The organism is Pannonibacter anstelovis (assembly GCF_036881715.1).
Classification (GTDB): Bacteria; Pseudomonadota; Alphaproteobacteria; order Rhizobiales; family Stappiaceae; genus Pannonibacter; species Pannonibacter anstelovis.
In genome coordinates this window covers 202054-226257 of sequence record NZ_JBAKBF010000004.1, presented here as the reverse complement: position 1 = coordinate 226257, position 24204 = coordinate 202054, and the positions used below count along the sequence as shown (strand labels likewise).

At 63.9% G+C, this 24204-nt stretch carries 24 protein-coding genes; 14 read left to right on the top strand and 10 right to left on the bottom strand.

The features are described from left to right. Window positions 1–48: 48 nt before the first annotated feature. The 5 genes from V6L75_RS08610 to V6L75_RS08590 all read right to left on the bottom strand — a co-directional run bounded on the left by V6L75_RS08610 (window position 49) and on the right by V6L75_RS08590 (window position 4179). Window positions 49–699, bottom strand: coding sequence for a LysE family translocator (locus V6L75_RS08610; RefSeq protein ID WP_334251093.1), 651 nt, complete (start codon window positions 697–699; stop codon window positions 49–51). A 72-nt stretch (window positions 700–771) separates the two neighbouring features. Then, a complete protein-coding gene (locus V6L75_RS08605) occupies window positions 772–1260 on the bottom strand; it encodes a hypothetical protein (protein ID WP_334251092.1) in 489 nt (162 codons plus the stop codon). Window positions 1261–1583: 323 nt separating this feature from the next. Beyond that, entirely contained in the window at window positions 1584–2786 is a 1203-nt protein-coding gene (gene pcaF / locus V6L75_RS08600) for a 3-oxoadipyl-CoA thiolase (protein ID WP_334251247.1), read from the bottom strand. Between the two features lie 2 nt (window positions 2787–2788). Next, a complete protein-coding gene (locus V6L75_RS08595; RefSeq protein WP_334251091.1) occupies window positions 2789–3460 on the bottom strand; it encodes a 3-oxoacid CoA-transferase subunit B in 672 nt (223 codons plus the stop codon). Beyond that, window positions 3457–4179 (bottom strand): 3-oxoacid CoA-transferase subunit A, encoded by a 723-nt coding sequence (locus V6L75_RS08590; protein ID WP_334251090.1) that lies wholly within the window; start codon window positions 4177–4179, stop codon window positions 3457–3459. The genes V6L75_RS08595 and V6L75_RS08590 overlap by 4 nt, the downstream gene beginning before the upstream one ends. A gap of 112 nt (window positions 4180–4291) precedes the next feature. On the opposite strand from V6L75_RS08590, the gene V6L75_RS08585 reads away from it, so the two are divergent. After that, window positions 4292–5050 (top strand): IclR family transcriptional regulator domain-containing protein, encoded by a 759-nt coding sequence (locus tag V6L75_RS08585; protein ID WP_334251089.1) that lies wholly within the window; start codon window positions 4292–4294, stop codon window positions 5048–5050. Window positions 5051–5156: 106 nt separating this feature from the next. Here V6L75_RS08585 and V6L75_RS08580 read toward each other — a convergent pair whose 3' ends face one another. Next, window positions 5157–5996: an alpha/beta fold hydrolase gene (locus V6L75_RS08580; protein WP_334251088.1), complete on the bottom strand. Its 840-nt coding sequence runs from the start codon at window positions 5994–5996 to the stop codon at window positions 5157–5159. After that, window positions 5993–6373, bottom strand: a complete 381-nt coding sequence (locus V6L75_RS08575; RefSeq protein ID WP_334251087.1) for a hypothetical protein — start codon at window positions 6371–6373, stop codon at window positions 5993–5995. The genes V6L75_RS08580 and V6L75_RS08575 overlap by 4 nt, the downstream gene beginning before the upstream one ends. Window positions 6374–6627: 254 nt before the next feature. Here V6L75_RS08575 and V6L75_RS08570 point away from each other — a divergent pair, with 254 nt between their 5' ends. Both V6L75_RS08570 and V6L75_RS08565 read left to right on the top strand, forming a co-directional pair. Then, complete coding sequence (locus V6L75_RS08570; protein ID WP_334251086.1) at window positions 6628–7503, top strand: dioxygenase family protein; 876 nt, start codon at window positions 6628–6630, stop codon at window positions 7501–7503. Window positions 7504–7672: 169 nt separating this feature from the next. Continuing rightward, window positions 7673–8560 (top strand): LysR substrate-binding domain-containing protein, encoded by an 888-nt coding sequence (locus tag V6L75_RS08565; RefSeq protein WP_334251085.1) that lies wholly within the window; start codon window positions 7673–7675, stop codon window positions 8558–8560. A 107-nt stretch (window positions 8561–8667) separates the two neighbouring features. On the opposite strand, the gene V6L75_RS08560 is transcribed toward V6L75_RS08565, so the two are convergent. Then, window positions 8668–9843, bottom strand: a complete 1176-nt coding sequence (locus tag V6L75_RS08560) for a muconate/chloromuconate family cycloisomerase (protein ID WP_334251084.1) — start codon at window positions 9841–9843, stop codon at window positions 8668–8670. A 547-nt stretch (window positions 9844–10390) separates the two neighbouring features. Here V6L75_RS08560 and V6L75_RS08555 point away from each other — a divergent pair. Together V6L75_RS08555 and V6L75_RS08550 are read left to right on the top strand one after the other, a co-directional pair. Beyond that, entirely contained in the window at window positions 10391–11965 is a 1575-nt protein-coding gene (locus tag V6L75_RS08555; RefSeq protein WP_334251083.1) for a Re/Si-specific NAD(P)(+) transhydrogenase subunit alpha, read from the top strand. Window positions 11966–11983: 18 nt separating this feature from the next. Then, window positions 11984–13417, top strand: a complete 1434-nt coding sequence (locus V6L75_RS08550; RefSeq protein WP_334251082.1) for an NAD(P)(+) transhydrogenase (Re/Si-specific) subunit beta — start codon at window positions 11984–11986, stop codon at window positions 13415–13417. A 539-nt stretch (window positions 13418–13956) separates the two neighbouring features. On the opposite strand, the gene V6L75_RS08545 is transcribed toward V6L75_RS08550, so the two are convergent. Further along, window positions 13957–14955: a LacI family DNA-binding transcriptional regulator gene (locus V6L75_RS08545; protein WP_334251081.1), complete on the bottom strand. Its 999-nt coding sequence runs from the start codon at window positions 14953–14955 to the stop codon at window positions 13957–13959. Window positions 14956–15257: 302 nt separating this feature from the next. On the opposite strand from V6L75_RS08545, the gene V6L75_RS08540 reads away from it, so the two are divergent. The 7 genes from V6L75_RS08540 (at window position 15258) to V6L75_RS08510 (ending at window position 21688) form a co-directional block, all read left to right on the top strand. Beyond that, entirely contained in the window at window positions 15258–16232 is a 975-nt protein-coding gene (locus tag V6L75_RS08540) for a TRAP transporter substrate-binding protein (protein WP_334251080.1), read from the top strand. 109 nt (window positions 16233–16341) lie between these two features. Further along, window positions 16342–16851 carry a TRAP transporter small permease gene (locus tag V6L75_RS08535; RefSeq protein WP_334251079.1) on the top strand — a complete coding sequence of 170 codons (510 nt, stop codon included), beginning with the start codon at window positions 16342–16344 and terminating at the stop codon, window positions 16849–16851. After that, on the top strand, window positions 16848–18128 hold the full coding sequence (locus V6L75_RS08530) for a TRAP transporter large permease (protein WP_334251078.1): 1281 nt from the start codon (window positions 16848–16850) through the stop codon (window positions 18126–18128). The genes V6L75_RS08535 and V6L75_RS08530 overlap by 4 nt, the downstream gene beginning before the upstream one ends. A 2-nt stretch (window positions 18129–18130) precedes the next feature. Continuing rightward, complete coding sequence (ltnD, locus tag V6L75_RS08525) at window positions 18131–19027, top strand: L-threonate dehydrogenase (RefSeq protein ID WP_334251077.1); 897 nt, start codon at window positions 18131–18133, stop codon at window positions 19025–19027. Continuing rightward, complete coding sequence (gene otnK / locus V6L75_RS08520) at window positions 19027–20280, top strand: 3-oxo-tetronate kinase (protein WP_334251076.1); 1254 nt, start codon at window positions 19027–19029, stop codon at window positions 20278–20280. Before ltnD ends, otnK begins: the two co-directional genes overlap by 1 nt. After that, window positions 20277–20924 carry a 3-oxo-tetronate 4-phosphate decarboxylase gene (gene otnC, locus V6L75_RS08515; RefSeq protein WP_019965616.1) on the top strand — a complete coding sequence of 216 codons (648 nt, stop codon included), beginning with the start codon at window positions 20277–20279 and terminating at the stop codon, window positions 20922–20924. The genes otnK and otnC overlap by 4 nt, the downstream gene beginning before the upstream one ends. Beyond that, window positions 20924–21688 (top strand): hydroxypyruvate isomerase family protein, encoded by a 765-nt coding sequence (locus V6L75_RS08510; RefSeq protein ID WP_334251075.1) that lies wholly within the window; start codon window positions 20924–20926, stop codon window positions 21686–21688. Before otnC ends, V6L75_RS08510 begins: the two co-directional genes overlap by 1 nt. Before the next feature lie 10 nt (window positions 21689–21698). On the opposite strand, the gene V6L75_RS08505 is transcribed toward V6L75_RS08510, so the two are convergent. Next, a complete protein-coding gene (locus tag V6L75_RS08505) occupies window positions 21699–22505 on the bottom strand; it encodes a helix-turn-helix domain-containing protein (protein WP_334251074.1) in 807 nt (268 codons plus the stop codon). 108 nt (window positions 22506–22613) lie between these two features. On the opposite strand from V6L75_RS08505, the gene V6L75_RS08500 reads away from it, so the two are divergent. Together V6L75_RS08500 and V6L75_RS08495 are read left to right on the top strand one after the other, a co-directional pair. Next, the gene (locus tag V6L75_RS08500; RefSeq protein ID WP_334251073.1) at window positions 22614–23342 is read left to right on the top strand and encodes an aspartate/glutamate racemase family protein; all 729 of its coding nucleotides are present in this window, start codon (window positions 22614–22616) and stop codon (window positions 23340–23342) included. Next, window positions 23342–24187 carry an asparaginase domain-containing protein gene (locus tag V6L75_RS08495; RefSeq protein ID WP_334251072.1) on the top strand — a complete coding sequence of 282 codons (846 nt, stop codon included), beginning with the start codon at window positions 23342–23344 and terminating at the stop codon, window positions 24185–24187. The genes V6L75_RS08500 and V6L75_RS08495 overlap by 1 nt, the downstream gene beginning before the upstream one ends. Window positions 24188–24204: the final 17 nt, after the last annotated feature.

Below are 24204 nucleotides of genomic sequence, written 5' to 3'. Positions count from 1 at the left end.
CCTATCCCGCCTGTTCCTGCTTTTGATCCTGTGTCTGATTTCTGGCGTTCAGCCGCGCCGTTCCAGAGCCAGTCTGAGGCCGAAGGCGATCAGGACGGAGCCCGTCAGCCCGTCTATGCCGCGCGTGAAGGACGGGCGGTGCAGCAGTCCGGCAATGGGCCGGGTGGCAAGAATGATGAGGGCAAACCAGAGCACGCCCATCAGTCCATGGATGGCGGCAAGTCCCGTGCTGAAGGCGGTGACGTGTACATCCGCCGGGATGAACTGCGGCAGGAAACTGACATAGAAGACGCCGACCTTGGGATTGAGCAGATTGGTCATCAGCCCGCGCCAGAACCAGCCCCGGCTGGCGCTCTGGCCTGCGGCAACTTCAGCGGCGGCTTTTTCCAGCTGCGCCGGATCGGCAGGGCGCAGGGCGGCGCGGAACATCTTGAAGCCCAGCCAGATCAGATAGGCTGCACCGGCAAACTGCATCACCCGGTAAGCCGCTTCCGAGACAGCCAGCAGCGCACCCAGTCCCACAGAGGCGGCAAAGCCCCAGGTGATGACGCCGGCGGAGATGCCAAGCCCCGCAGCAAAGGCCTGTTTCGGGCCTTCCACGGTGGCCGTGCGCAGCACCAGCGCCGTGTCCAGTCCCGGCGTCAGTGTCATAAGGGCAGCTGCAATCGAAAAGGCGATAATGGCTGAAACCGGGTCCATGGCTGTCTCTGCATGCCGGAAGGGCAGGCCGTCATATTGCAGCTTTGGCAGGGGCGTCCAAGTGAGAAAACTTCAGTTCTCGCCACGTGCCCGATCGAGCGGCTCACTTAAGAGCGCCTTGGCGCGCGGGGAAAGCGGGCAGCCGCGCTCTTTCAAAAGGGCGATGGCCTCCCGCGTCAGCTCCTTGTTGGCGGTGTTGCCGGTGAAGGTGGTGGAGGAGTTGGCAAACTCGAAGCAGATGTTCTGCGTGCCGATGCTGTGCCGGTAGTCCACCCGGGAGATGTTGCCATAGGGCTCGGTCCGGGTGCGGATGACCTTGCATTCCACGTGGTCAGGATGAAACACCAGCTTCGGATTGATCGAATTGGTCGAGCGCGCCAGCCACGGCACGTATTTGCGTCCCGAGAACCCAGCCACCAGCGGGATAATATAACTGCCGTTTTCCTGCGTGATCCTTGCAGCCTTGGCCCGGTCGAGGCGGCTTTTGATCATCAGATAGAAGACGCCGAAGAACATCGCAAAGCACATGATGAACAGCGCGCTGAACAGGGCAAGTTCCATGCGGCGGTCCTTTCACCGGGGGGACGTGTTTACATCAGCCGAAAGGAAGAGGATCGGGCTTTCGTTTTGCCGCTGCGTCCCTCTTCCCATTTGAGGGGGAGATGTCTGCGTCAGCAGATAGAGGGGGAGAGCAGCGCCTCAGCACAGTACCATCTCTCTCATAAACGGATAGTCAGATACCCCGTCTGCCGCCTTAAGGGCTATCGGATTCACATCACGTTCGGACACCGCCCGCGGCGATGCGCCTGATTTGTGGCAGGGCCTCTCCGCTCCCCTCCCCACGAGGGGGAGGGGGCCTGAAACGCTGTGCCAGCGTTATCAGATCAGACGCGTTCGATGGCCACGGCGATGCCCTGGCCGACGCCGATGCACATGGTGGCGAGTGCCAGTGAGCCGCCGGTCTTGGCAAGTTGCAGGGCAGCGGTGCCGGTGATGCGGGCGCCAGACATGCCCAGCGGATGGCCGAGGGCGATGGCGCCGCCGTTCGGGTTGACGCGGGCATCATCATCGGCGATGCCGAGGTCGCGCAGCGTGGCAAGGCCCTGCGAGGCGAAAGCCTCGTTCAGTTCGATCACCGACAGCTTGTCCTGGGTGAGGCCGAGGCGGGCCAGCAGCTTCTTGGAAGCCGGGGCCGGTCCGATGCCCATGATGCGCGGCGGCACGCCGGCAGTGGCACCGCCCAGAATCCGGGCAATCGGGGTCAGGCCATAGCGCTTGGCAGCTTCCGCCGAGGCGATGATGAGCGCAGCGGCACCGTCATTCACACCGGACGCGTTGCCCGCCGTCACCGAACCGCCAGCGCGGAACGGCGCCTTGAGGGCAGAAAGCGCCTCGATCGTCGTCTCGCGCGGATGCTCGTCCTTGTCCACCACCTTCGGCTCGCCCTTGCGCTGCGGGATCATCACCGGGGTGATTTCTTCTGCAAGGCGGCCATTGGCTTGGGCTGCGGCCGCCTTCTGCTGGCTGCGCAGGGCAAAGGCGTCCTGATCGGCACGCGAGATGCCATAGTCTTCGGCCACGTTCTCCGCCGTCTCCGGCATGGAGTCGATGCCATACTGCGCTTTCATCAGCGGGTTGACGAAGCGCCAGCCGATGGTGGTGTCATAGACGGCATTCTCACGGGAGAAGGCGGCGTCGGCCTTGGGCATGACAAAGGGCGCACGCGACATGCTTTCCACGCCGCCTGCAATGATCAGCTCCGCTTCCCCGGCCTTGATGGCGCGGGCGGCGGCGATCACTGCATCCATGCCCGAACCGCAAAGCCGGTTCATGGTGGTGCCCGGCACTTCGACCGGCAGGCCCGCCAGCAGCAGGCTCATGCGCGCGACGTTGCGGTTGTCTTCGCCCGCCTGGTTGGCGCAGCCGTAGATCACCTCGTCCACCGCGCCCCAGTCGACGCTGCGGTTGCGGTCCATCAGCGCCTTCAGCGGAATGGCACCCAGATCGTCGGCCCGCACGCTGGCCAGAGCACCGGCATAACGGCCGATGGGCGTGCGGATGTAGTCACAGATATATGCGTCGTTCATCATCAAAGCTCCGGAACGGTCAGGTCTGCCACGGGGCCATCCAGATGCAGCTTTGCACCGGTCTGGGCCTGCAGCGCTTCGAGCGTCAAGGCTGGCAGTTTTTCGCGCAGGACGAAATGCCCCTTTTCGATATCTATGACGGCGAGCGATGTATAGACACGGGTGACGCAGCCGACGCCTGTGAGCGGCAGGGAGCAGCGCTCTACCAGCTTCGGCTTGCCATCCTTGGTTACGTGATCGGTGATGACGGCAACGCGCTTGGCGCCGTGTGCCAGATCCATGGCCCCGCCAACGGCTGGCACGCCCTTCGGTCCCGTGGACCAGTTGGCAAGGTCGCCGTTTTCCGCCACTTCATAGGCGCCGAGGATGGCCACATCCAGATGGCCGCCGCGTACCATGGCGAAGCTGTCGGCGTGGTGGAAGAAGGCTGAGCCAGGCTTCAGCGTCACCGCCTTCTTGCCCGCGTTGATCAGATCCCAGTCCTCTTCGCCTTCCGCCGGAGCCTCGCCGAAGCCGAGGATGCCGTTTTCGGTGTGGAAGATGGCCTCGCGGCCCGGCGGCTGGAACTTGGCCACCATTTCGGGAAAGCCGATGCCGAGGTTCACATAGGCACCATCGGTGATGTCCTGCGCGGCGCGCCAGGCAATCTGGGCGTTGGAGAGCTTGCTGGTCATGGGTGATGGGCTCCTGCGCGGTTGAGGGCTTCCTCCTGCTGCGGGGAGGGCACCTCCACGATCATGTCGACGAAAATGCCGGGGGTGATGACCGCCTCCGGATCAATGCTGCCTGCCTCGACGGCGCGGCTCACCTGCGCAATGGTGCAGGCTGCGGCCATGGCCATGATCGGGCCGAAGTTGCGCGCCGCCATCCGGTAGGTGAGGTTTCCGTAAGGATCTCCGGCCTCTGCCTTGATCAGCGCGAAGTCAGCCTTCAGCCAGCGCTCCTGCACATAATGGCGGCCATCGAACTCGGCCACCGGCTTGCCCTTGGCCAGATCCGTGCCATAGGCGGTGGGAGTGTAAAAAGCGGGGATGCCTGCGCCGCCCGCACGGATACGCTCGGCCAGCGTGCCCTGCGGAACCAGTTCCAGCTCGATCTTGCCGGAAAGGTACAGTTCGGTGAAGACGCGTGGATCGGCAGAACGGGGGAAAGAGCAGACCATCTTGGCGACCATGCCCTGCTCGATGAGCGCGGCAATGCCCACATGGCCGTTTCCGGCGTTGTTGTTGATGACCGTCAGGTTCTTCGGGCTGCCGGTGGCCAGATACCGGTCGATGAGGGCGTGAATGAGCTCGATCGGCGCACCAGCGCCGCCAAAGCCGCCGATCATCACCGAGGCGCCATCCGGAATGCCGGCGACGGCCTCCGCAAGCGTGGCAATTCTCTTGTCCATGAATATCCTCCCTGGGAGACTTCCGGGCAGGAAGCTACGCTGCCTTGTGACGGCGGGAAACGGCTTTGTGCGGATGTTGACTTTTGTTCAATTCCCGTAATTTTATGTGCGCATGTTGAACAAGACCGACTTCATCGCCTCTCTCGCCAAGGGGCTCAGTGTGCTGGAGGCCTTCCGGGCGGACCGTTCGCGCCTGTCCATCTCCGATGTCGCAGAAGCTACGGGGCTGGACCGGGCCACCGCCCGCCGCTGTCTTCTCACCCTGCACGAGACGGGCTATGCCGATTATGACGGCAAGTTCTTCACCTTGACGCCCAAGGTGCTGCGCCTAGGCATGGGCGCGCTGGCCGCCCTGCCACTGGCGCAGGTGGTGCAGCCCTGGCTGGATCAGCTCTCCGAACAGATCGGCCAGTCGGCCTCCGTCGCCATCCGGGATGAATTGGAGATCGTCTATCTCGCCCGGGCAGCGCAGCGCCGGGTGATGTCCATTGGCCTGATGCCGGGCTCCCGTCTGCCGGTGCATTGCACCTCTATGGGCCGCGTGCTGCTGGCGGCGATGCCCGAGGCGGAGGCCGCTGCCCTGATCGAGCGCTGCGACCTGACCCCGCGCACCCCGCGCAGCCTGACGGCGCCGCAGGAGATCATGGCCCGGGTCGCCGAGGCGCGGGCACTGGGCTATGCCATTATTGATCAGGAGGTGGAACTGGGCCTGCGTTCCATCGCCGTGCCGGTCTATTCCTCCCGCGGGCAGGTGGTAGCGGCGCTCAACGTGGGGCTTGCTGCCGTGCAGGCCAGCGCAGAGGAGCTTCCGGGCCTTTACCTGCAGCCCCTGCTGAAGGTGCAGGAGGGGCTGCGCCGTGTCATCCGCTGATGTTCACACCAATGCCCGATGAGCTTGGCTCATCGAGCATTGGTTAAGCCTATGCGGCGCTTGAGCTTTTTCAAGGCGTGATGCGTCAGCATCGAAAGCCTTGATATTACTTGGGCATCCGCGCCAGTGCATCGGCGAAATAGGGCCGGAAGGCCTCCGGATGTTCGGACATTGGGAAATGCCCCAGCTCCGGCATGATGGTCAGCGTTGCGCCGGGAATGACATCGGCGGTCCGCTTTGCGTCTTCCGGCGTGCATGTCATGTCATAGGCGCCTGCCATCACATGCACGGGGGCCCCGGCGGTGTCGATCTTGCCCAGAAGCGGAATCAGGCTGTCATCGCGGGTGTAAAATGACAGATCCCCCCGGAATACGCCCGGCCCCGACTGGCGGAACATCCAGAGCGTCCAGTTGCGCTCCTTCGCGGGCGCATAAGGGGAAATGTTGGTGGAGACGAGCGCCGCCCCCATCTCGCCGCCATGGGCGTCGGGCCGGTCGAACCAGTCGATATCATACCACGCAGGCTGGAAGTCCGAGGCCTCAATGGCGATGAAGCCTGCAAAAACGCCTGGGTGCCTTGCTGCGATCTGCAAGGCAATGCGCCCGCCCATGGAGCATCCGGCGAGAATGGGCCGCTCCAGCTTCAGCGCGGCGCAGACGGCCAGAACCGTCTCGATATAGGCTTCCGTCGTCAGCAGGTATTCCTCCCGCTCGAAGCCTTCCGGCGGCAGGGACTTGCCGTGCCAGGGCATGTCGAAGGCGTGAAAGCAGTTGCCGGCCGTCAGCCCGGCATCATTGAGCACATGCCGCCACTGGCGGGTGTCGGCACCGGCCGTGTGCAGGCACAGGACCGGGCGGCCTTCACCGGCCGTTTCCACATAGATGCGCTGCGCCCGGCCTTCGATGGTGAGGTTGAGGTAGCGGCCCGTGATGGGTTCAAAGCTCATGCTGCAATCCCCTTGCGCGGCAGGGCGAGGACTTCCTTGATAAAGCGGAGGTTCTTGACGAGGCTCAGCATGTCGCCGTCGATGCGGCCGCGGCCTGTTTTCACCAGCGCGAAGATGTCATGAAAGCCGGGCTTGGGATGCGCCTGCCAGAACTCGTTGAGCGCCTCCCGGTCCGTGCGGAAGGCAAAGCGCCAGGGCGTCTTGCGGCTGGGGCCGGGCACCACTTTCACCAGCTGCCCGTCGCGGAACGTCAGGTAGATCTCCTCGCCGTCAATCTCGATCAGAACCGTCTCGCAGAACAGCTGTCCCAGCCGCAACAGATCCGGCCTTGCGGCGATCGTCTGCGCCAGTCCTTCAAATACCGTGATCATGCTCATGTCCGCGTTCCGCCCTCCTGCGCTGCTGGAGGCAGAGGCTCGCCGCTGCCGGGCTATGCGGCAATGATCCTGCCGGTATGTGCTGATACCGGGCAGAATCTGCTCAAGCTTCGGGCTTGCCGGACGCGCCCTCAGTCCTGAGTATCGGCCCATACCCGCGCCGTCATTGGCGTAGCCCGGACCGGGGCGGATAGTTCTGCCACGGGAGGCGCGGCGCAACACCTTCTGCACCCGCCGCCGCGAGGGAGGTTCGCATGAGCAGTGTCACGATTGAGAATGTCACCGGTGTGGTGATCGAGTCCCTGGGCAAGCATGGCCCGATTACAGACCGCAACAGGGAGATCATGACCTCCCTCATCCGCCACCTGCATGATTTCTGCCGGGACGTGAAGTTGCAGCATCACGAATTCATCGCCGCCTGCCAGTATCTGGCCCGCGCCGGTCAGGTCTGCGACGACAAGCGCCAGGAGTTCATTCTGCTGGGTGATATTCTCGGCGTCGAAGTGCTCTGTGACATGCTGACCAATACGGTCGAGGGCGCAGAGAGCGAGTCCACCGTGCTCGGACCCTTCTACCGCGAGCATCCGCCGGTCCTGCCCAAGGGGGCGACCACCGCACAGACCCACTTCGACGGTGAGGAGACCGTCTATGTGGAAGGTTACGTGCGCGATGCGGAAGGCAAGCCGGTGGCCGGTGTCACCATCGACATCTGGGAAGACGCGCCCAACGGCCTTTACGAAAACCACGACCCGGCACAGCCGGACTTCAACCTGCGCGGCCGTTTCGAGACCGACGAGAATGGCCACTACGCCATGCGCGCCCTGCGTCCGGTGCCCTATCCGATTCCGGACAACGAGACGGCCGGCGAACTGCTGCGCATGATGGGGCATCACCCCAACCGCCCGGGCCACCTGCACATGCTGCTGGCCAAGGACGGCTACCGCACGCTTGTTACGCAGATCTATGATTCCGAGTCCCGCTGGCTGGACGAGGACTCCGTCTTCGCCGTCAAGGACAGCCTGATCGGCACCTTCGAGCCGGGCCGCGCCGAACACGGCACCGACCTCTACCTGCGCTTCGACTTCGTACTGAAGGACGCTGCCGCCGAACAGCAGATCGCTGCCGAATAACGCGCAGAAGCTGAGCGAAAACAAGGGCCGCTTCGTCGTTTACGGGGCGGCCATTTGCGTGGTGATGCCTGTCACGCAGCCTCGTTTGTGCGCCGCAGTATACGAATTACTTCACAATTCACGTTTTCTGGATCATGCTCCCTCAGGTGCAGAGGGGAGGCTGCCGGACATGAACATCAAGCAGCTGGAGTATTTCATCGCGCTGGCGGAGGAGCTGCATTTCGGCCGGGCGGCGGAACGGCTTGGCATGGCGCAGCCGCCGCTGTCCCGTCAGATCAAGCAGATCGAGGAAGACCTTGGCGCGCTGCTGTTCAACCGGGGGCGCAACGCCATCACGCTGACGCAGGCCGGCGAGCGGCTTTATGCGCGCGGCACGGCGCTCCTTTCCGAGTTTGCCGACATCAAGCTGGAGATCCGCCGCATTGGCCAGGGCGCGGAAGGGCGGCTGCGCATCGGCTTTGTCGGCTCTGCCACCTACGGCCTTCTGCCTGCGGTGCTGAAAAGCTTCCGTGCTGCCTGCCCGCAGGTCAGTCTCAGCCTCTATCCGATGAACAACGGCGACCTGCACCGCGCTCTCGTGCGCCGGGAGATCGACATTGCCATCGCCCGCCCTGCCATCGAGGATGCGGAGGTCATCAGCCGCAAGCTGGTGGATGAGGAACTTGTGGCGGCCGTGCCCGAAGCGCTGGATCTTGCCCCCCGGCCCATCCGCTTGCCGCAATTACAGGAAGAGACCTTTATCCTCTATCCGGAAACCCCGCGCCCTTCCTTCGCCGATTTCGTGCTGAAAGCCTGCCGCGATGCCGGAACGGAGGTGACGCGCCGCGTCTTCACCATGGATCTGCAGACCGCGCTGGCGCTTGTCTCCGTGGGGGAGGGGGTGACCATCGTGCCGAAATCTGTCGGCGCGGTGCAGCGCAACGGCATCCGCTTTCACGCGTTGGAGGGCTTTGCGGCCCGCACAGCCATTTCGGTCAATCACCGGCTGGATGAACAGGGCATCCACGTGCACAATTTCGTCGTCACCGCCCAGAAGGTGGCGCGCAAGCTGATCTGATACCAATGCTCGATGAGCCTGACTTGTCGATCATTGGTTAAGCCCGTGCAATGCTTGAGCAATTTCAAGGCGTGATGCGTCAGAATCGAAAGGTCTTGGTCTGAGTGTCACTGGCCCGCGATGGCGGTCTGATGCCGTGTGCGGTCGCGCCGGTAGAAGGCCACCTTGTCCGCGTCCAGCGCCACGCCGATGCCGGGACCTTGCGGAATGGCAACGGTGAAGTCCTGATACTCCAGAGGCTCGGCCAGAATGTCTTCCATCATCAGCAGCGGCCCGAAGAACTCGGTGCCCCAGTGCAGCACGGGCACGGTGGCGAAAAGCTGAAGCGCCGCAGCCGTGCCGAGCCCGCTTTCCAGCATGGTGCCGCCGTAGAGTTCGATTCCGGCCGCGCTGGCGATGGAGATGACGTCCCGCGCCGGGGCCAGCCCGCCGGACTGGCACACCTTGACCGCATAAACATCCGCCGCCGGACCGGCCATCGCGACACGCATGGCATCACCGGGCCCTTGCAGCGCCTCATCGGCCATGACGGCGATCTCATAGCCATCCGTCAGCTTGCGCAGGGCGGAAAGCTCATCCCGGCCCACCGGCTGTTCCACCAGAATGCAGCCGGCGTCTTGCAGGCCCTTGAGGCCCCAGCGGGCATCCTGCAGGCTCCAGGCCTGATTGACATCCACCCGCACCGTGCCGCGCTCGCCGACTGCCCTGGCAATGGCGGCCACATGGGCAATGTCGTCGCGCACCGCGCGCTTGCCGATCTTCAGCTTGAAATCCCGGTGCCGCCGCTTGTCCAGCATCCGCTCCGCTTCGGCGATGTCCGTGGCGCTGTTGCCGGAGGCGAGCGTCCAGGCGACGGGCAGCCGCTCGTGGATGGCGCCGCCAAACAGGGCAGAGACCGGCACGCCCAGCCGCCGGGCAAGGCCATCCCACAGCGCCGTCTCGACGCCGGCCCGGGCGATCGGATTGCCGCGCACGGTCTTGTCCATCAGCGCCCGCAGAGCGGTAATGCGGTTGCCATCTTCGCCGGTGAGGGCAGGGGTGATGTAGCTGTCGATGGCCAGCTTGATGCTTTCCACGCTTTCCGGCCCGTAAGACAACCCGCCGATGGACGCGCCCTCGCCAAGGCCTTCTGACCCATCGGAAAAGCGGATGCGCACCAGCACAACGGACTGCGACTGCATGGTCGTCATGGACAGCACATGCCCCCGGATTGTCGGTACATCGATGATGATGGTCTCGATCATCTCGATCCGGGCGGGATGGGAAAGGGCTGATGCGGTCATGATGAGCCTGTTGCCGTTGTGCATGGGCCAGAGCATCAATCCCCGGCGGGACGCTGTCCAATACCTCACGGGTTTGACGCGATACCGGGCTTGCTTCAGCAGCTGCCGCCGCGCTGTCCGCAACATCATCGCACTGCGGAAGAATCCAGCATACTAGAATATGAGATTCGGGTGCCCGGCCGCCCAAGGCCGAACCAAAGCCGCGCCGTTCAGGTTCATTGTTGAGTTTCCTGCAATTTAATTTAGCTTCCAAAGTAATTTCATTGCTGATTGATTGCCTGATTGCGTTTCGGCGTGTCCTGCATTGCTGCGAAAATCGTGAAGCTTTCCAGCCTTCACGGGCTGTGTGGACAAGATCGCGCAAGATTGTTGCGCAAAGTTCATTGTTGAGAAAAAATCTTGATAAACAGGGCGCGTATTTTCTTGCGCAGTGCGCTAGTGTGTTTCATCAAGCTCCTTGTGGTTCATGCAATCCGTCTGCAGCAGAAGGGTGAGATGGCCTTGGGGCTGGGGGACGGAAAAGCCATTTTCTATATCGAGGTACGGGATGAAGATTGGATCACCGCGCGAGGTCATTGACGGGGAAGCGCGCGTCGCAATGACCCCCGACAGTGCCGCGCAACTGCAGAAGCTCGGCTACAGCTGTGTCATCGAAAGCGGCGCGGGCAAAGCCGCCGGTTTTTCTGACGAGGCCTACCGCAAGGCCGGTGTGGAAGTTGCAGCTTCGGCTGCAGACCTTTTCGCCGCTGCGGACATCATCGCCAAGGTGCGCCCGCCGCTGGATAGCGAAGTTGCGCTGCTCGGCGAGGGCAAAACGCTGATTTCCTTCTTCTATCCGGCGCAGAACAAAGAGCTGCTGGAAAAGGCGAAGGCCACCGGCGCCAATGTGATCGCCATGGACATGGTGCCGCGCATCTCGCGCGCCCAGAAAATGGACGCGCTGTCCTCCATGGCCAACATCGCCGGCTACCGCGCCGTGATCGAGGCTGGCAACAACTTCGGCCGCTTCTTCACCGGCCAGGTGACGGCTGCAGGCAAGATCCCGCCCGCCAAGGTGCTGATCATCGGCGCAGGTGTCGCCGGTCTTGCCGCCATCGGCACCGCCACCTCGCTGGGTGCGGTCACCTATGCCTTCGACGTTCGCCCTGAAGTGGCCGAGCAGATCGAATCCATGGGCGCCGAGTTCGTCTATCTCGACTTCGCCGATCAGGTGCAGGATGGTGCGGCCACCGGTGGCTATGCAGCTCCCTCCTCGCCGGAATTCCGCGAAAAGCAGCTGGAGAAATTCCGCGAGCTGGCGCCGGACATGGACATCGTCATCACGACGGCGCTCATTCCGGGCCGTGATGCGCCCAAGCTGTGGCTGGCCGACATGGTTGCGGCCATGAAACCGGGTTCGGTCATTGTTGACCTTGCTGCCGAGCGTGGCGGCAACTGCGACCTGACCGTCGCCGACCAGCGTGTCGTCTCGGACAATGGCGTCATCGTCATCGGCTACACGGACTTCCCGAGCCGCATGGCCGCCCAGTCCTCGACGCTTTATGCCACCAACATCCGTCACATGATGACCGACCTGACCCCCGCCAAGGACGGGCAGGTTGTGCACAACATGGAAGATGACGTGATCCGCGGCGCGACCGTCACCTTCAAGGGCGATATCACCTTCCCGCCTCCGCCGCCGAAAGTGCAGGCCATCGCCGCACAGAAGCCGAAGGAAAAGGCCAAGGAACTGACGCCGGAAGAAAAGCGGGCGCAGGAAGTGGCTGCCTTCAAGGCGCAGACGCGCAATCAGGTGGCGCTGCTCGCTGGCAGCGGTGCGCTCATCCTGCTGGCCGGTCTTTTCGCTCCGGCAAGCTTCATGAGCCACTTCATCGTCTTCGTGCTGTCCTGCTTCGTCGGCTTCCAGGTCATCTGGAATGTCTCGCACTCGCTGCACACGCCGCTGATGGCCATCACCAATGCCATCTCCTCGATCATCATTCTGGGCGCCCTGATGCAGGTCGGCTCCGGCAGCTTCCTTGTGATCCTGTTGGGTGCCCTGTCGGTGTTCATGGCTGGCATCAACATCTTCGGCGGGTTCATGGTGACCCGGCGCATGCTTGCTATGTTCCAGAAGTCGTAAGAGGGCGGGAGAAACACGATGGAATATGGTTTCACCACAGCCGCTTACGTTGTTGCGGCAGTACTTTTCATTCTCTCGCTGGGTGGCCTCTCGGGGCAGGAAAGCGCCAAGCGCGCCGTCTGGTACGGCATCGCCGGCATGGGCCTTGCGGTTGCCGCAACGCTTGTGGGGCCGGGTTCCGGCCTCTGGCTGCTCTCCGTGCTGCTGATCGCCGCTGGCGGCGTCATCGGCTGGATCGTGGCGCAGCGGGTCCAGATGACCGAAATGCCCCAGCTTGTGGCCGCCATGCACTCGCTGGTCGGCCTTGCTGCGGTCTTCATCGGCTACAACGCCCACATCGAGCTGGTGCGCGTGCTGGCCATGGACGAGGCCGCCCGTGCCTCGCTTGAAGGCTTTGCCGCCGTGCTGGCCCACAAGAATGGCGTCGAGCAGGTCATCCTGCGGGTCGAGGTCTTCCTCGGTGTCTTCATCGGTGCGGTCACCTTCACCGGTTCCGTCATTGCCTTCGGCAAGCTGGCGGGCAAGGTGGACAGCAAGGCAACGAAGCTCCCCGGCGGCCATGCGCTGAACGCGGGTGCTGCGGCTCTCTCGCTGATCCTGCTGTTCATGTATGTGAATGGCGCGGGCGTCTGGGCGCTGATCCTGATGACGCTGCTGGCCTTCTTCATCGGCTACCACCTGATTATGGGCATCGGCGGCGCCGACATGCCGGTGGTCGTGTCGATGCTGAACAGCTACTCGGGCTGGGCGGCTGCTGCCATCGGCTTCTCGCTCTCGAACGATCTGCTGATCGTCGTCGGAGCGCTGGTGGGCTCCTCGGGCGCAATCCTGTCCTACATCATGTGCAAGGCGATGAACCGCTCCTTCGTGTCGGTCATCCTGGGCGGCTTCGGCGGCACCACGGGTCCGGCCATGGAAATCGCGGGCGAGCAGATCGCCATCGATGCGGAAGGCGTTGCCTCGGCCCTCAACGATGCGGACAGCGTCATCATCGTCCCGGGCTACGGCATGGCCGTGGCGCAGGCGCAGCAGGCCGTGTCGGAACTGACCCGCAAGCTGCGGGCCGCCGGCAAGGAAGTGCGCTTCGCCATCCACCCGGTGGCGGGCCGTCTGCCGGGCCACATGAACGTGCTCCTCGCCGAAGCCAAGGTGCCCTACGACATCGTGCTGGAAATGGACGAGATCAACGAGGACTTCCCGAACACCGACGTGGTGATCGTCATTGGCTCCAATGACATCGTCAACCCGGCTGCCCAGGAAGACCCGAACTCCCCCATCGCCGGCATGCCCGTTCTGGAAGTGTGGAAGGCCAAGCAGGTCTTCGTCTCCAAGCGTGGTCAGGGCACGGGCTATTCGGGCATCGAGAACCCGCTGTTCTACAAGGAGAACACGCGCATGTTCTACGGCGACGCCAAGAAGTCCGTCAGCGAACTGCTGCCGATGATCAAGTAAGATCCCTCAACCGGATCATCAGGGCGGAGCGGGCAACCTCTCCGCCCTTTGTTTTTTGTGGGGGAGAGCGGGGGGCAATCTGACCAGCCTGCGTATTGTCACCGCTCCAGCCCCACGCACCGCGCCGTCCCGGCCTCCGTGCCGGGACCTGTCAGGGGCGCAATGCGGTTGATATTGCGTCAGCTACCGAGAATGCAGTTGCTGAAAAGCCCTGCCCGCCTCACAGGCCCCGGCACAAGGCCGGGGCGGCGCGGAGAGGGGGCGCGCACCTGCCTGACCAGTCCTCATCTCGCCGCCTTCCGCCACCGCTCCAGTCCAAGGCACGGAGTCGTCCCGGACGAAGCGCAGCGGAGATCCGGGAACCACTCGCTTCCAGAGCGGTGAGACTGTCTTGCATGGGGACGGCAGGCGTCTGTCGCAAGGCTCAGGATGCTGGCTTCTCTCTGCAAGCGAGTAGACCCCGGGTCTGCGCTTCGCTTCGCCCGGGGCGACCGCTTGAGCGGGTTGGCAGACGGTGCGTCACAGCAAACCCATCCCCCTCACGCCGAAGCCCCCCGCAATAACCGGAAGCCTGTGTCGAGGCGGGTGGGGGTGGGGGTGCCGTGGAAGCGGGAGAGGATCATGGCGGCGGCCTGTTCGCCGATGCCGGTGCGGCCGGATTCGATGGTGGTGAGCGGGCAGGGCAGCTGCTGGCCGATGTCGAGGCCGTTGAAGCCGCAGATGGCAAGATCGCCCGGAACGTCGAGCCCCGCTGCCATGCAGTGGAAGATGCCGCCGACGGCCATGTCGTCGTTGGAATAGCATATGGCCTGCGGCCGATCCTGAGCTTCTGCAAGCAGCCGGGCGGTGAGTTCCCGGCCAAGCGCTACGGAGGAGGGGGCAGGGGCGGTGAGTTCTGCGGTGATGGTGGCGCCGGTTTCTCTTGCTGCCGCGAGGAAGCCCTCCCGCCGCTTTCCGGCGCGCCGGTCGGCCTCCAGGTCGTGGCCGATGTAGGCGAGGCGCTCATAGCCCCGGCCCGTCAGGTAATAGCCGATGGCCTTGCCTGCCTGCACCTGCGAGATGCCGGCGGCCATGTCGATAGGCTCGATGTCGCAATCCATGATCTCGACAATGGGCACATCCGCCTGCTCCAGCATCTTGCGGCTGATGCCTGTCAGGCCCGCCGTGCCGATGACGAGGGCGGCTGGCCGCCAGGCGAGAATGGTGCGGATCATCACCTCCTCGCGCTCCGGCAGATAGTCGGAGACACCGAGGATCGTGTGATATCCGGCGGCGGTCAGCCGGCTTTCGAGGCCCTGCAGAACCTGCGGAAACACGTTGTTGGTGAGGGAGGGGACGATGACGCCGATCTGGTTTGATGTGGCCCCAGCCAGTGATCCGGCGATCCTGTTGGGCAGATAGCCGAGCTGCTGGGCTGCTTCCGCCACCTTCTTCTGCGTCTGCGGGGCCACATTGGCGCCATTGCGCAGAGCCCGCGAGGCGGTGATCTCGCTGACACCGGCAAGTTCGGCCACCTGACTGAGCTTCACACGCTTCATGCTGCATCATCCGCAAGGACTTGGCTGATGGATGGAGAATGACAGAAATGATCAGCGCTGTCATTGGCAGAATTTGCAGAAATTGGCCATTATCCGCTGAAAGCATGGTGTGCATTTGATCTAATTTGATGGATTGACAGCGCTGTCATTCCTGAACTACCGTTTCACCCATGCCGGTCTGGGAGGTCCGGCGCGCAAGGCCGTGATGTCATCCGGGCTTGCCAGATCAGATCTGCCCAGCCGGGAAAGGCAGGGCGCGCTTGTCCGGTGGATCGGGCAGGCAATCAGGGAGGAAAACCGCCGTGTTCCATTTCAGAAATCTGATGATCGCTGCCAGCGCGCTGGCGCTCACCGCAGGTGCTGCCCAGGCTCAGGAAGTCATCACCGTCGCCCATGCCATTTCCGCGCAGTCGCATTACGGCGCTGGCGCGCGCGCCTTCATCGCCAAGCTGGAAGAGCTGTCCGGCGGCAAATACACCGGCAAGGAAGCGCCGGCCGGCACGCTCGGCGGTGAGCGTGATATGATCGAGGGCCTGCAGATCGGCTCCATCGACGTTGTGATCACATCCAGCGGCCCGCTCGGCAACTTCGTGCCGGAGGTCTATGCCCTCGATCTTCCGTTCCTCTTCCGCGACTATGCACATGCCCGCAAGACGCTGGATGGTGAAGTCGGGCAGGAGCTGCTGGCCAAGATCAGCGAGAACAATCTCGTTGGCCTTGCCTGGTCGGAAAACGGCTTCCGCCACATCACCAATTCCAAGAATGCCATCGCCGGTCCCGATGACCTGAAGGGCCTCAAGGTGCGCACCATGGAAAACAAGGTGCACATGAAGGCCTTCACGGATATGGGCGCCGCGCCGACGCCGATGGCCTTCCCGGAAGTCTTCGCCGCCCTGCAGCAGGGCGTTGTGGATGGGCAGGAGAACCCGATTCCGGTGATCACCGCCTCCAAGTTCTGGGAAGTGCAGAAGCACATCTCGCTCACCGGTCACGTCTATTCCCCGGCCATCGTGCTGGCTTCGCCCATCCGCATGGATGCCCTGAGCGAGGAAGAGCGCGGCTGGTTCATGGAAGCGGCCAAGGCCTCTGTCGCGGCCACCCGCGCCGAAGTGGACAAGCAGGAGCGTGAGGGCGTGCAGCTGATGAAGGACAACGGCATGGAAGTGACCATGACCGTCGACAAGGAAGCCTTCGCCAAGATCGCCGAGCCCTCCTATGAGATCTACACCAGCCAGTATGGCCCGGAGATGATCGAGCGCATCCGCGCCGTGCAGTAAGGCTTTTCCAGCGGTCCGGATATTCCGGGCCGCTCCCAAGACACCCCTGCGGGCTGCCGGCCGTTATGCACCGGCAGCCCGTTCCCTCCCGCTCGGGTGAGGCGTCATCATGTCCTTCCTTCTCAAAATCGACGAAATCCTGTCGGAAACAGCCTTGCGGCTGGCGATGGCGTTTCTTGTCATCGCCACAGTTATGGCGCTTTATCAGGTGACGACCCGCTTCGTCTTCGGCACGCCCTCCACCTGGTCGGAAGTTGCCGCCCGTTCCGCGATCATCTGGTGCGTCTTTCTGGGCGCAGCCGGGGCCATCCGCAGCGGCTCGATGATCTCGATGGAGATCGTCCAGCGGTCGCTGCCGCGCCGTCTTGGTCTGGCGCTCTATCAACTGGCGATGCTGCTCTCCTTCGTCTTCTTCGTCATCCTGTTCTGGCAGGGCTGGAACATGACCGGACGCGTGATGCGCCAGACGCTCGCAGCTCTCGAGATTTCCATCGCCTGGGTCTATGCGGCGCTGCCGGTGGGAGCCGTGTTTGCCTGCATTGCCATCCTTGGTGCCATGCTGCGCGCCACGCGCGACGGCATGCCGGGTGAAGCGCCGGTGGAAGGAGCGCAGGGATGAACGCCGTCATTGCAGTCTCGCTCCTGATCTTCTTCTTCATGGGCGTGCCTATTGCCATTGCGATTGGCCTTGCCTCGATTGCAGGCATTCATTTCGGCATCAATCTGCCGCTGCTGCTGGTGGCGCAGCGCATGTTCGTCGGGCTGGACAGTTTCCCGTTGATGGCCATCCCGCTCTTCATCCTCGCGGGCAATCTCATGTCTGCGGGCGGTATTTCGCGGCGGCTGGTGGAATTGGCCAAGGCGCTGGTCGGCGGCATCCAGGGCGGGCTGGCCTGCTCCTGCGTGCTCACCTGCATGATGTTCGCCTCCGTCTCCGGCTCTTCCGTCGCCACCACCTTTGCCATCGGCTCCATCCTCATCCCGGCTATGGTGAAGCACGGTTATGGCAAGCCGCTGGCCGCCTCCATTCAGGCCAGCTCTGCCGAACTCGGCGTTCTGATCCCGCCGTCCATTCCGCTCATCCTCTATGGCGTGTCCACGGAAACCTCGGTGGGCCAGCTCTTCATCGCCGGTTTCGGCCCCGGCCTGCTGGTGGCCGCCGCGCTGATGGTGACGGTGCTTGTGATATGCCGCCTGCGCGGCATCGGCACCCATGATGGTGACGACCGGCAGGCGCTGTGGCCCGCCTTTGTCAGCGCGGTTCCAGCGCTGCTGGTGCCCTTCGTCATTATCGGCGGCATCTATGCGGGCGTGTTCACGCCGACGGAAGCCTCCGTTGCGGCCGTTGCCTGTGCGCTTGTTGTCGGCATGCTCTGCTACCGTGAACTGCCGCTGAAGGCGCTGCCGGGCATCCTGCGCCAGACGGTGATTTCCACCACCACCATCATGCTCATCATTTCGGCTGCTGCGCTGTTCTCCTTCCTCATCGCCCGCTCCGGCCTGCCGGGCGAGGTGGCGAACTGGATCAAGACCGTGTTCTCCGAACCCTGGTCCTTCCTGCTGGCGGTCAACGTGCTGCTGCTGATTGTCGGCATGTTCATCGAGACGTCCGCCGCCATTCTGGTGCTGGCGCCGATCCTGACGCCGGTTGCGGTCAGCTTCGGCATCAATCCGGTGCATTTCGGCCTGGTCGTTGTCGTCAATCTGGCGCTCGGCATGATCACGCCGCCGCTCGGGGTCAATCTCTTCGCGGCCTGCGCCGTGGCGAAGATCCCGCTGGAGAAGATCATTCCGCAGCTCATCTGGTTCGTGCTGGTGGTGTTCTGCTGCCTGATGCTGATCACCTACATTCCGGCGATCACGCTGTGGCCGGTCGAAATCTTCATGGGGTCCTGATCATGGTTCTGAATGTTGCGGTCGTGGGGCTTGGCTCGATGGGCTACGGCATGGCGCAGTCGCTGCTGCGGGCCGGTCACAAGGTACATGGAGCGGATGTAAATGCCGCTGCCGTCTCCCGGCTGGTGGCAGAAGGCGCGCAGGCGGCCTGCGCCGCAGAGACGGCACCTCAGGCCGATGTTCTGGTTGTCGTCGTGCTGAATGCGGCGCAGACGGAAGCAGTGCTCTTCGGCGCTGATGGCTGGGCGGCCCGCATGCGCAAAGGCGCTACCATCATCTCCTGTGCCACCGTGGCTCCATCCTTTGCAAAGGACATGGCAGCGCGTTGTGCGGGCCTCGGGCTCCTTTATCTCGATGCGCCGATTTCGGGCGGTGCGGCCAAGGCGGCGGCGGGCAAGCTGTCGATCATGGCCTCGGGCTCGCAGGAAGCTTTTGACGGAGCAAGGCCTGCGCTCGATGCCATGGCCGAAACCGTCTTTGACCTCGGCAGCGAGCCGGGGGCAGGCTCGGCCATGAAAGCGGTAAACCAGCTTCTCGCCGGGGTGCATATCGCTGCCATGGGCGAGGCGCTCACCTTTGGCATGACGCAGGGGCTGGAGCCGGGCCGGATCGTTGAGGTCATCTCCCGATGCGCCGGCACCTCCTGGATGTTTGAAAACCGCGCGCCGCATGTGGTCGATGGCGACTATACGCCCCGTTCGGCCATCAACATCTGGCCGAAGGATCTCGGCATCGTGCTGGGCATTGCCGCAGAAGCGCGCTTTGGCGCGCCGCTGACGGCAGCAGCCCTGCAGCAGTTCATGGCCGCTGCTGGCTCCGGCCTTGGCGGTGAGGATGATGCAGCGGTGGCAAAGGTCTATGCCCGCAATGCCGGGCTCACCCTGCCGGGAGGCGCATGATGCTGCTGGGCTGTATTGGCGACGATTTCACCGGCTCCAGCGATCTGGCCAACACGCTGGCCAAGCAAGGCATGCGCACGGTGCAATATACCGGCGTGCCGGATGCGCCCGCCGCGCCGGATGTGGAAGCCGGTGTCGTGGCACTCAAGTCCCGCTCCATCCCTGCCGCCGAGGCCATCGCTCTGTCACTGAAGGCGCTGGACTGGCTGAAGGCGCAAGGCTGCCGCCAGTTCCTGTTCAAATATTGCTCCACCTTCGACAGCACGGATGAGGGCAACATCGGCCCGGTGGCCGAGGCGCTGGCAGCGGCGCTGGGGGAAGATGCGGTGATCTTCTGCCCTGTGTTCCCGGCCACAGGCCGCACGCTGGTGCATGGGCATCTCTTCGTCGCAGACCGCCTGCTCAGCGAAAGCGGCATGCAGCACCATCCGCTTACTCCCATGACCGACCCGGACATCCGCCGCGTGCTGGCCCGTCAGGTGAAGGGCAGCGTTGGCCATGTCTCTTATGCCGAGGTGGCCAAAGGTGCGGCTGCCGTTGAGGCTGCGCTTCAGCGCGAGAGCGGGGCAGGGCGCGGGCTGATCGTGGTGGATGCCCTGTCCGATGCTGATCTGATGACCATCGGCGAGGCTGCGGCCAGCCGCAAGCTGGTGACCGGCGGCTCCGGCATTGCCATGGGGCTTCCGGCCAACTTCCGCAAGGCGGGCCTTATCAGCGGGGCGTCTTCCGGCTGGCAGGGGCAGGGCGAAGGCAGGACGGCAGCCGTCTGCGGCTCCTGCTCGGTGATGACGCAGAAGCAGGTTGCTGCCCACAGGCAGACGAGCCCGGCGTTTGAGATCGACGCGGACAAGGTGATTTCCGGGGAACTGACCGCGCAGGCGGTGGCGGACTGGTGCCTTGCGCAGCAGGGTCTGCCGCTCGCCTATTCCTCCGCAGATCCCGCCCGTGTGCGCGCCGTGCAGGAGCGGCACGGCAAGGAAAAGGCTGCCGCCGCGCTCGAAAGCTTCTTCGCGGACCTGGCGCGCTGCCTTGTGGCAGGCGGTGTCACCCGGCTGATCAGCGCAGGCGGGGAAACCTCCGGCGCCGTGGTGGAGGGGCTGAAGCTCGGCACGCTGGAAATCGGGCCGGAGATTGATCCGGGTGTGCCCGCCATGCGGGCAGGCCCCGGGCTTGTCATTGCGCTCAAATCCGGCAACTTCGGTGCGGAAGACTTTTTCGCCAAGGCCGCAAGGCGGCTGGAGGGGCAGGCATGAGCAGCGAGGCGCGCCTGAGGGAACAGATCTGCGCGATGGCCCGCTCCATTTTCGAGCGCGGCCTCACCGGCGGTTCTTCGGGTAACATATCGGTGCGCACGGAAGATGGCGGCTTGCTGGTGACACCCACCGGCAGCTCCATGGGCAGTCTTGATCCCGCACGCCTAAGCCGTTTCGATGCCAGCGGGCGCCTTATTGGCGGAGACGAGCCCACCAAGGAAATGCCGCTGCATGCCGCCTTTTACGAAACCCGCAGCACGGCGGGGGCGGTGGTGCATCTCCATTCCTGCCATTCGGTGGCCCTGTCGCTGCTGCCGGACACGGACCCGGACAACATGCTGCCGCCGCTGACGGCCTATGGCGTGATGAAGCTGGGCAAGGTGGTGATGCTGCCGTATTTCATGCCCGGTGATCCGGCCATGGGCGATGCCATACGTGGCCTTGCAGGCAAGCGCTCCGCCGTGATGCTGGCCCATCATGGCCCCGTTGTGGCGGGCAAGGATCTGGAATCCGCCGTCTATGCCATCGAGGAGCTGGAAGAGACGGCAAAGCTGGCGCTGCTGACGCGCGGGCTCAATCCGAAGCTGCTGACGGACGCACAGATCCGCGGTCTGGTGACGAAATTCAATGTGGAGTGGGACTGATGCCGCGTTATTCCGCCAATCTCGGCTTTCTGTGGTCCGCCCTGCCGCTGCCGCAGGCGATCCGTGCCGCAAAGGCCGCCGGTTTTGATGCGGTGGAGTGCCACTGGCCCTATGATACGCCCGCTGACGAGGTGAAGGCCGCGCTTCACGAGACCGGCCTGAAGATGCTGGGCCTCAACACCCGGCGGGGTGATGTGGCCGCCGGTGACAACGGCCTTTCTGCCCTTCCGGGCCGTGAGGCGGAGGCACGCGCCGCCATCAGCGAAGCCATCACCTATGCCGCCGCGATCGGTTGCGGCGCCGTGCATGTAATGGCGGGCAAGGCCCCGGTGACGGATGCCTCCGAAGCCGCCTTCCGCGCCAATCTTGCCTATGCCGCAGAACAGGCCGCACCGCATGGTATCACCATTCTGATCGAGCCGCTGAATCGCCACGACGCGCCGGGCTACTTCCTCAGCAATGCCGATCAGGCTCTGGCCATCATCGCCGCCGTGGGCGCGCCGAACCTCAAGCTGATGTTTGACTGCTATCACATCCAGATCCAGCAGGGCGATGTGCTGCGCCGGCTTGAAGCCGCGCTCCCCCATGTCGGCCACATCCAGATTGCCGCAGTCCCCGACCGTGGCGAGCCGGACCAGGGCGAACTCGACTACCGCTGGCTTCTTCCCCGCATCGATGCCCTCGGCTGGTCCACCCCCATCGGCGCCGAATACCGCCCGCGCGGTGGTTCCGTGGAAGAGGGGCTTGGCTGGCGGGAGGGGTGAGCCTTTTCCCTCACCGCCTGCTGTAGGCGTCAAAGGTGAAGGGGCCGGACTGGGTGTTGTCGATCATCTCCAGCACGTGGCGGGGAATCTGCTGGTCCTCGGGGAGGAACAGGCCGCATGTGCGCAGGGCGCCGGTGATGTTCAAACGGGCCGGGGTGCGCTCCAGATAGACGCGGACACAGCACGGCATATGGATCTGGTCGGCGGAGACGCCGAGCTTAACCCCATGCAGGCGTGTCCAGCGCAGGGAATAATCCGGATAAAGGATGGTCTGGGTCAGTTCGATGCCGGCACTGTATTCATAGTCGGACATGAACACCCGGTCGCCGGTGAGAAGCGCGGCGCCCTGATAGCGGTAGTGGCGCAGGCAGGGCCTGTCGTGCTGGCCCATACGCTCCAGCCGCCGGTAGAACATGTGCCCGTCTTCCATCGTGAAAACGATGAGGCCACGGATGATCTTGCCCTTCTGCGACATGGAGTAGTAATACTCGTAGAACATGCCGGTCAGGTTCTGCACGCGGGCGTCGCTCAGAGTCATCACCTGATCGAAATGCTGCCGCAGGCGCCGGGTCACCGTGTCATTGCCGAGGCCGCGAATGCGGACGATCTCCGCAAATTCTTTATGCGGCAGCATCATCTCGTAGGGTTCGACGCCGAAGTAATCGCAGATCTTGCGCAGCAGCGCCGTGCGCGGTGTGGATGTGCCAGCCAGATACCGGTTCAGCTGGCTGCGGTTGATGCCGAGATCCCGCCCCACCTGCGAAATGGAAGGGCGATAGGAGCAAAGCAGGCGAAGGTTCCCGGCGATTTCGTCCATTTGCGCTCTTTGATGCTAAAAATGCACAAGAGTGCATCATTTAGTGGATGAATGCCGAATTGTCAAGGAAACTGCGGGGTTGCACCATCTGGGAAAAGGGGGAACACCATGAACCAGAGAGCTTACACCCTTGGCATCATCACCGGATCAGGCCCTGAGGCGGGTCTGGACATGTGGGCCAAGATCCTGCGCCATACCCAGGACATGATGGGCTGCAGTTTCCGTGGCGACCTTGATGCGCCGCGGCTTGTGGCCGTGTCCGAGCCTGAACTCGGCCTGTCGATGGACCTGCGCGAAAACGAGGATGCCGTCTGGGCCGCGATGGAACGGGCCGTGCAGCAGATCGCGCCCCAGGTGGATGCCTTTGCCATTGCCTGCAACACGCTGAACTGGTTTGCGCCGAAGATCGAGGTGCTGCTGGCCAAGATGGGCGTGAGTGCGCGGCTGGTATCGTTCCAGTCTGTCGTCGCCTCCGAAATCCGCCGTTCCGGCTCTGGCCGTGTCGGCCTTCTGGGCGCGGCCCCTGTGGTGGCATTGGATGAGTATTCCGCCTATGCGACGCTGACGCCGGTTTTCGATCTGGAGACACCGGCCGAGCCGCAAGCACTGCAGGGCCTCATTCACGATGTGAAGCGCCTTGGCAGCACGGATGCCTCGCTTGCCCCCCGGCTGGAAGAGATCATTCTCTCGATGGAGGCGCAGACGGTTCTGCTGGCCTGCACCGAGCTGCCGCTGATCGCCCGGCCCGTTCAGGGCAAGACGCTGATCGACGTGACGGATGCCGTGGCCGCCGCTCTGGCCGGCCTTGCGCTTGAGCACCACCGGGCAGCAGCGTGATGGAACTGCTGCTGATACATACGGGTGGCACCATCGGCATGGGTGACACCGAGCACGGTCTTGCCCCCATGGCGGGCGTGGTGGAAGAGGCGCTCGAGGCCAGACTGCCGGAAGGCGCCGTGCTGGCGGCGCATGTCTTCAATCCGCTGCTGGACAGTTCCAACGTTGGCCCCTCGCATTGGAACGAGATGCTGGATGCCATCGAGGCCCATCCAGGTGCGCCCGTTATCATCACCCACGGCACCGATACGATGGCTTTCACGGGCGCGGCCCTGTCGCAGGCGCTGGCCGGTCTTGGCCGGCATGTGGTGCTGTGCGGCTCCATGGTGCCGCTGCACCATCACGGCGATGCGGAGGGCAATCTCGATCTTGCCATCCGTGCGGCCTTCCAGCCGGGGGAGGGGGTGTGGCTGGCCTTTGACGGCAAGCTGATGCCCGCCGAAGGGCTGGTGAAGCACGAGAGCCAGGATGCTGATGCCTTCCGCGCCACGCCCCAGCTGAAGCCGGGCCTGCCCGCCCGCCGCCGCTTCGAGGACCGGCGCATCGCTGTCCTCTCCCTGTCTCCGGGTATGCCGGCCGCCATGCTGCGGGCTGCGCTTGCCGAATTGGACGGGGCGGTACTGCGCGTCTTCGGCTCCGGCACGGCCATGTCCTGCGAGGACGTTCTTGGCGCCCTGCGTGACGCAGTGGCCTCCGGCAAGCGCATCCGTGCCGTCAGCCAGTGCGAACAGGGCGGCCTCATCCCCGGCAGCTATGCCGCCGGAGCGGGCCTGTGGTCCTGCGGCGTCGAAAACGGCGGCCTCGAAACCCCGGAAGCCGCGCTTGTGCGGCTGTGGTTGAATTGAGCCACGCGATCATGAAC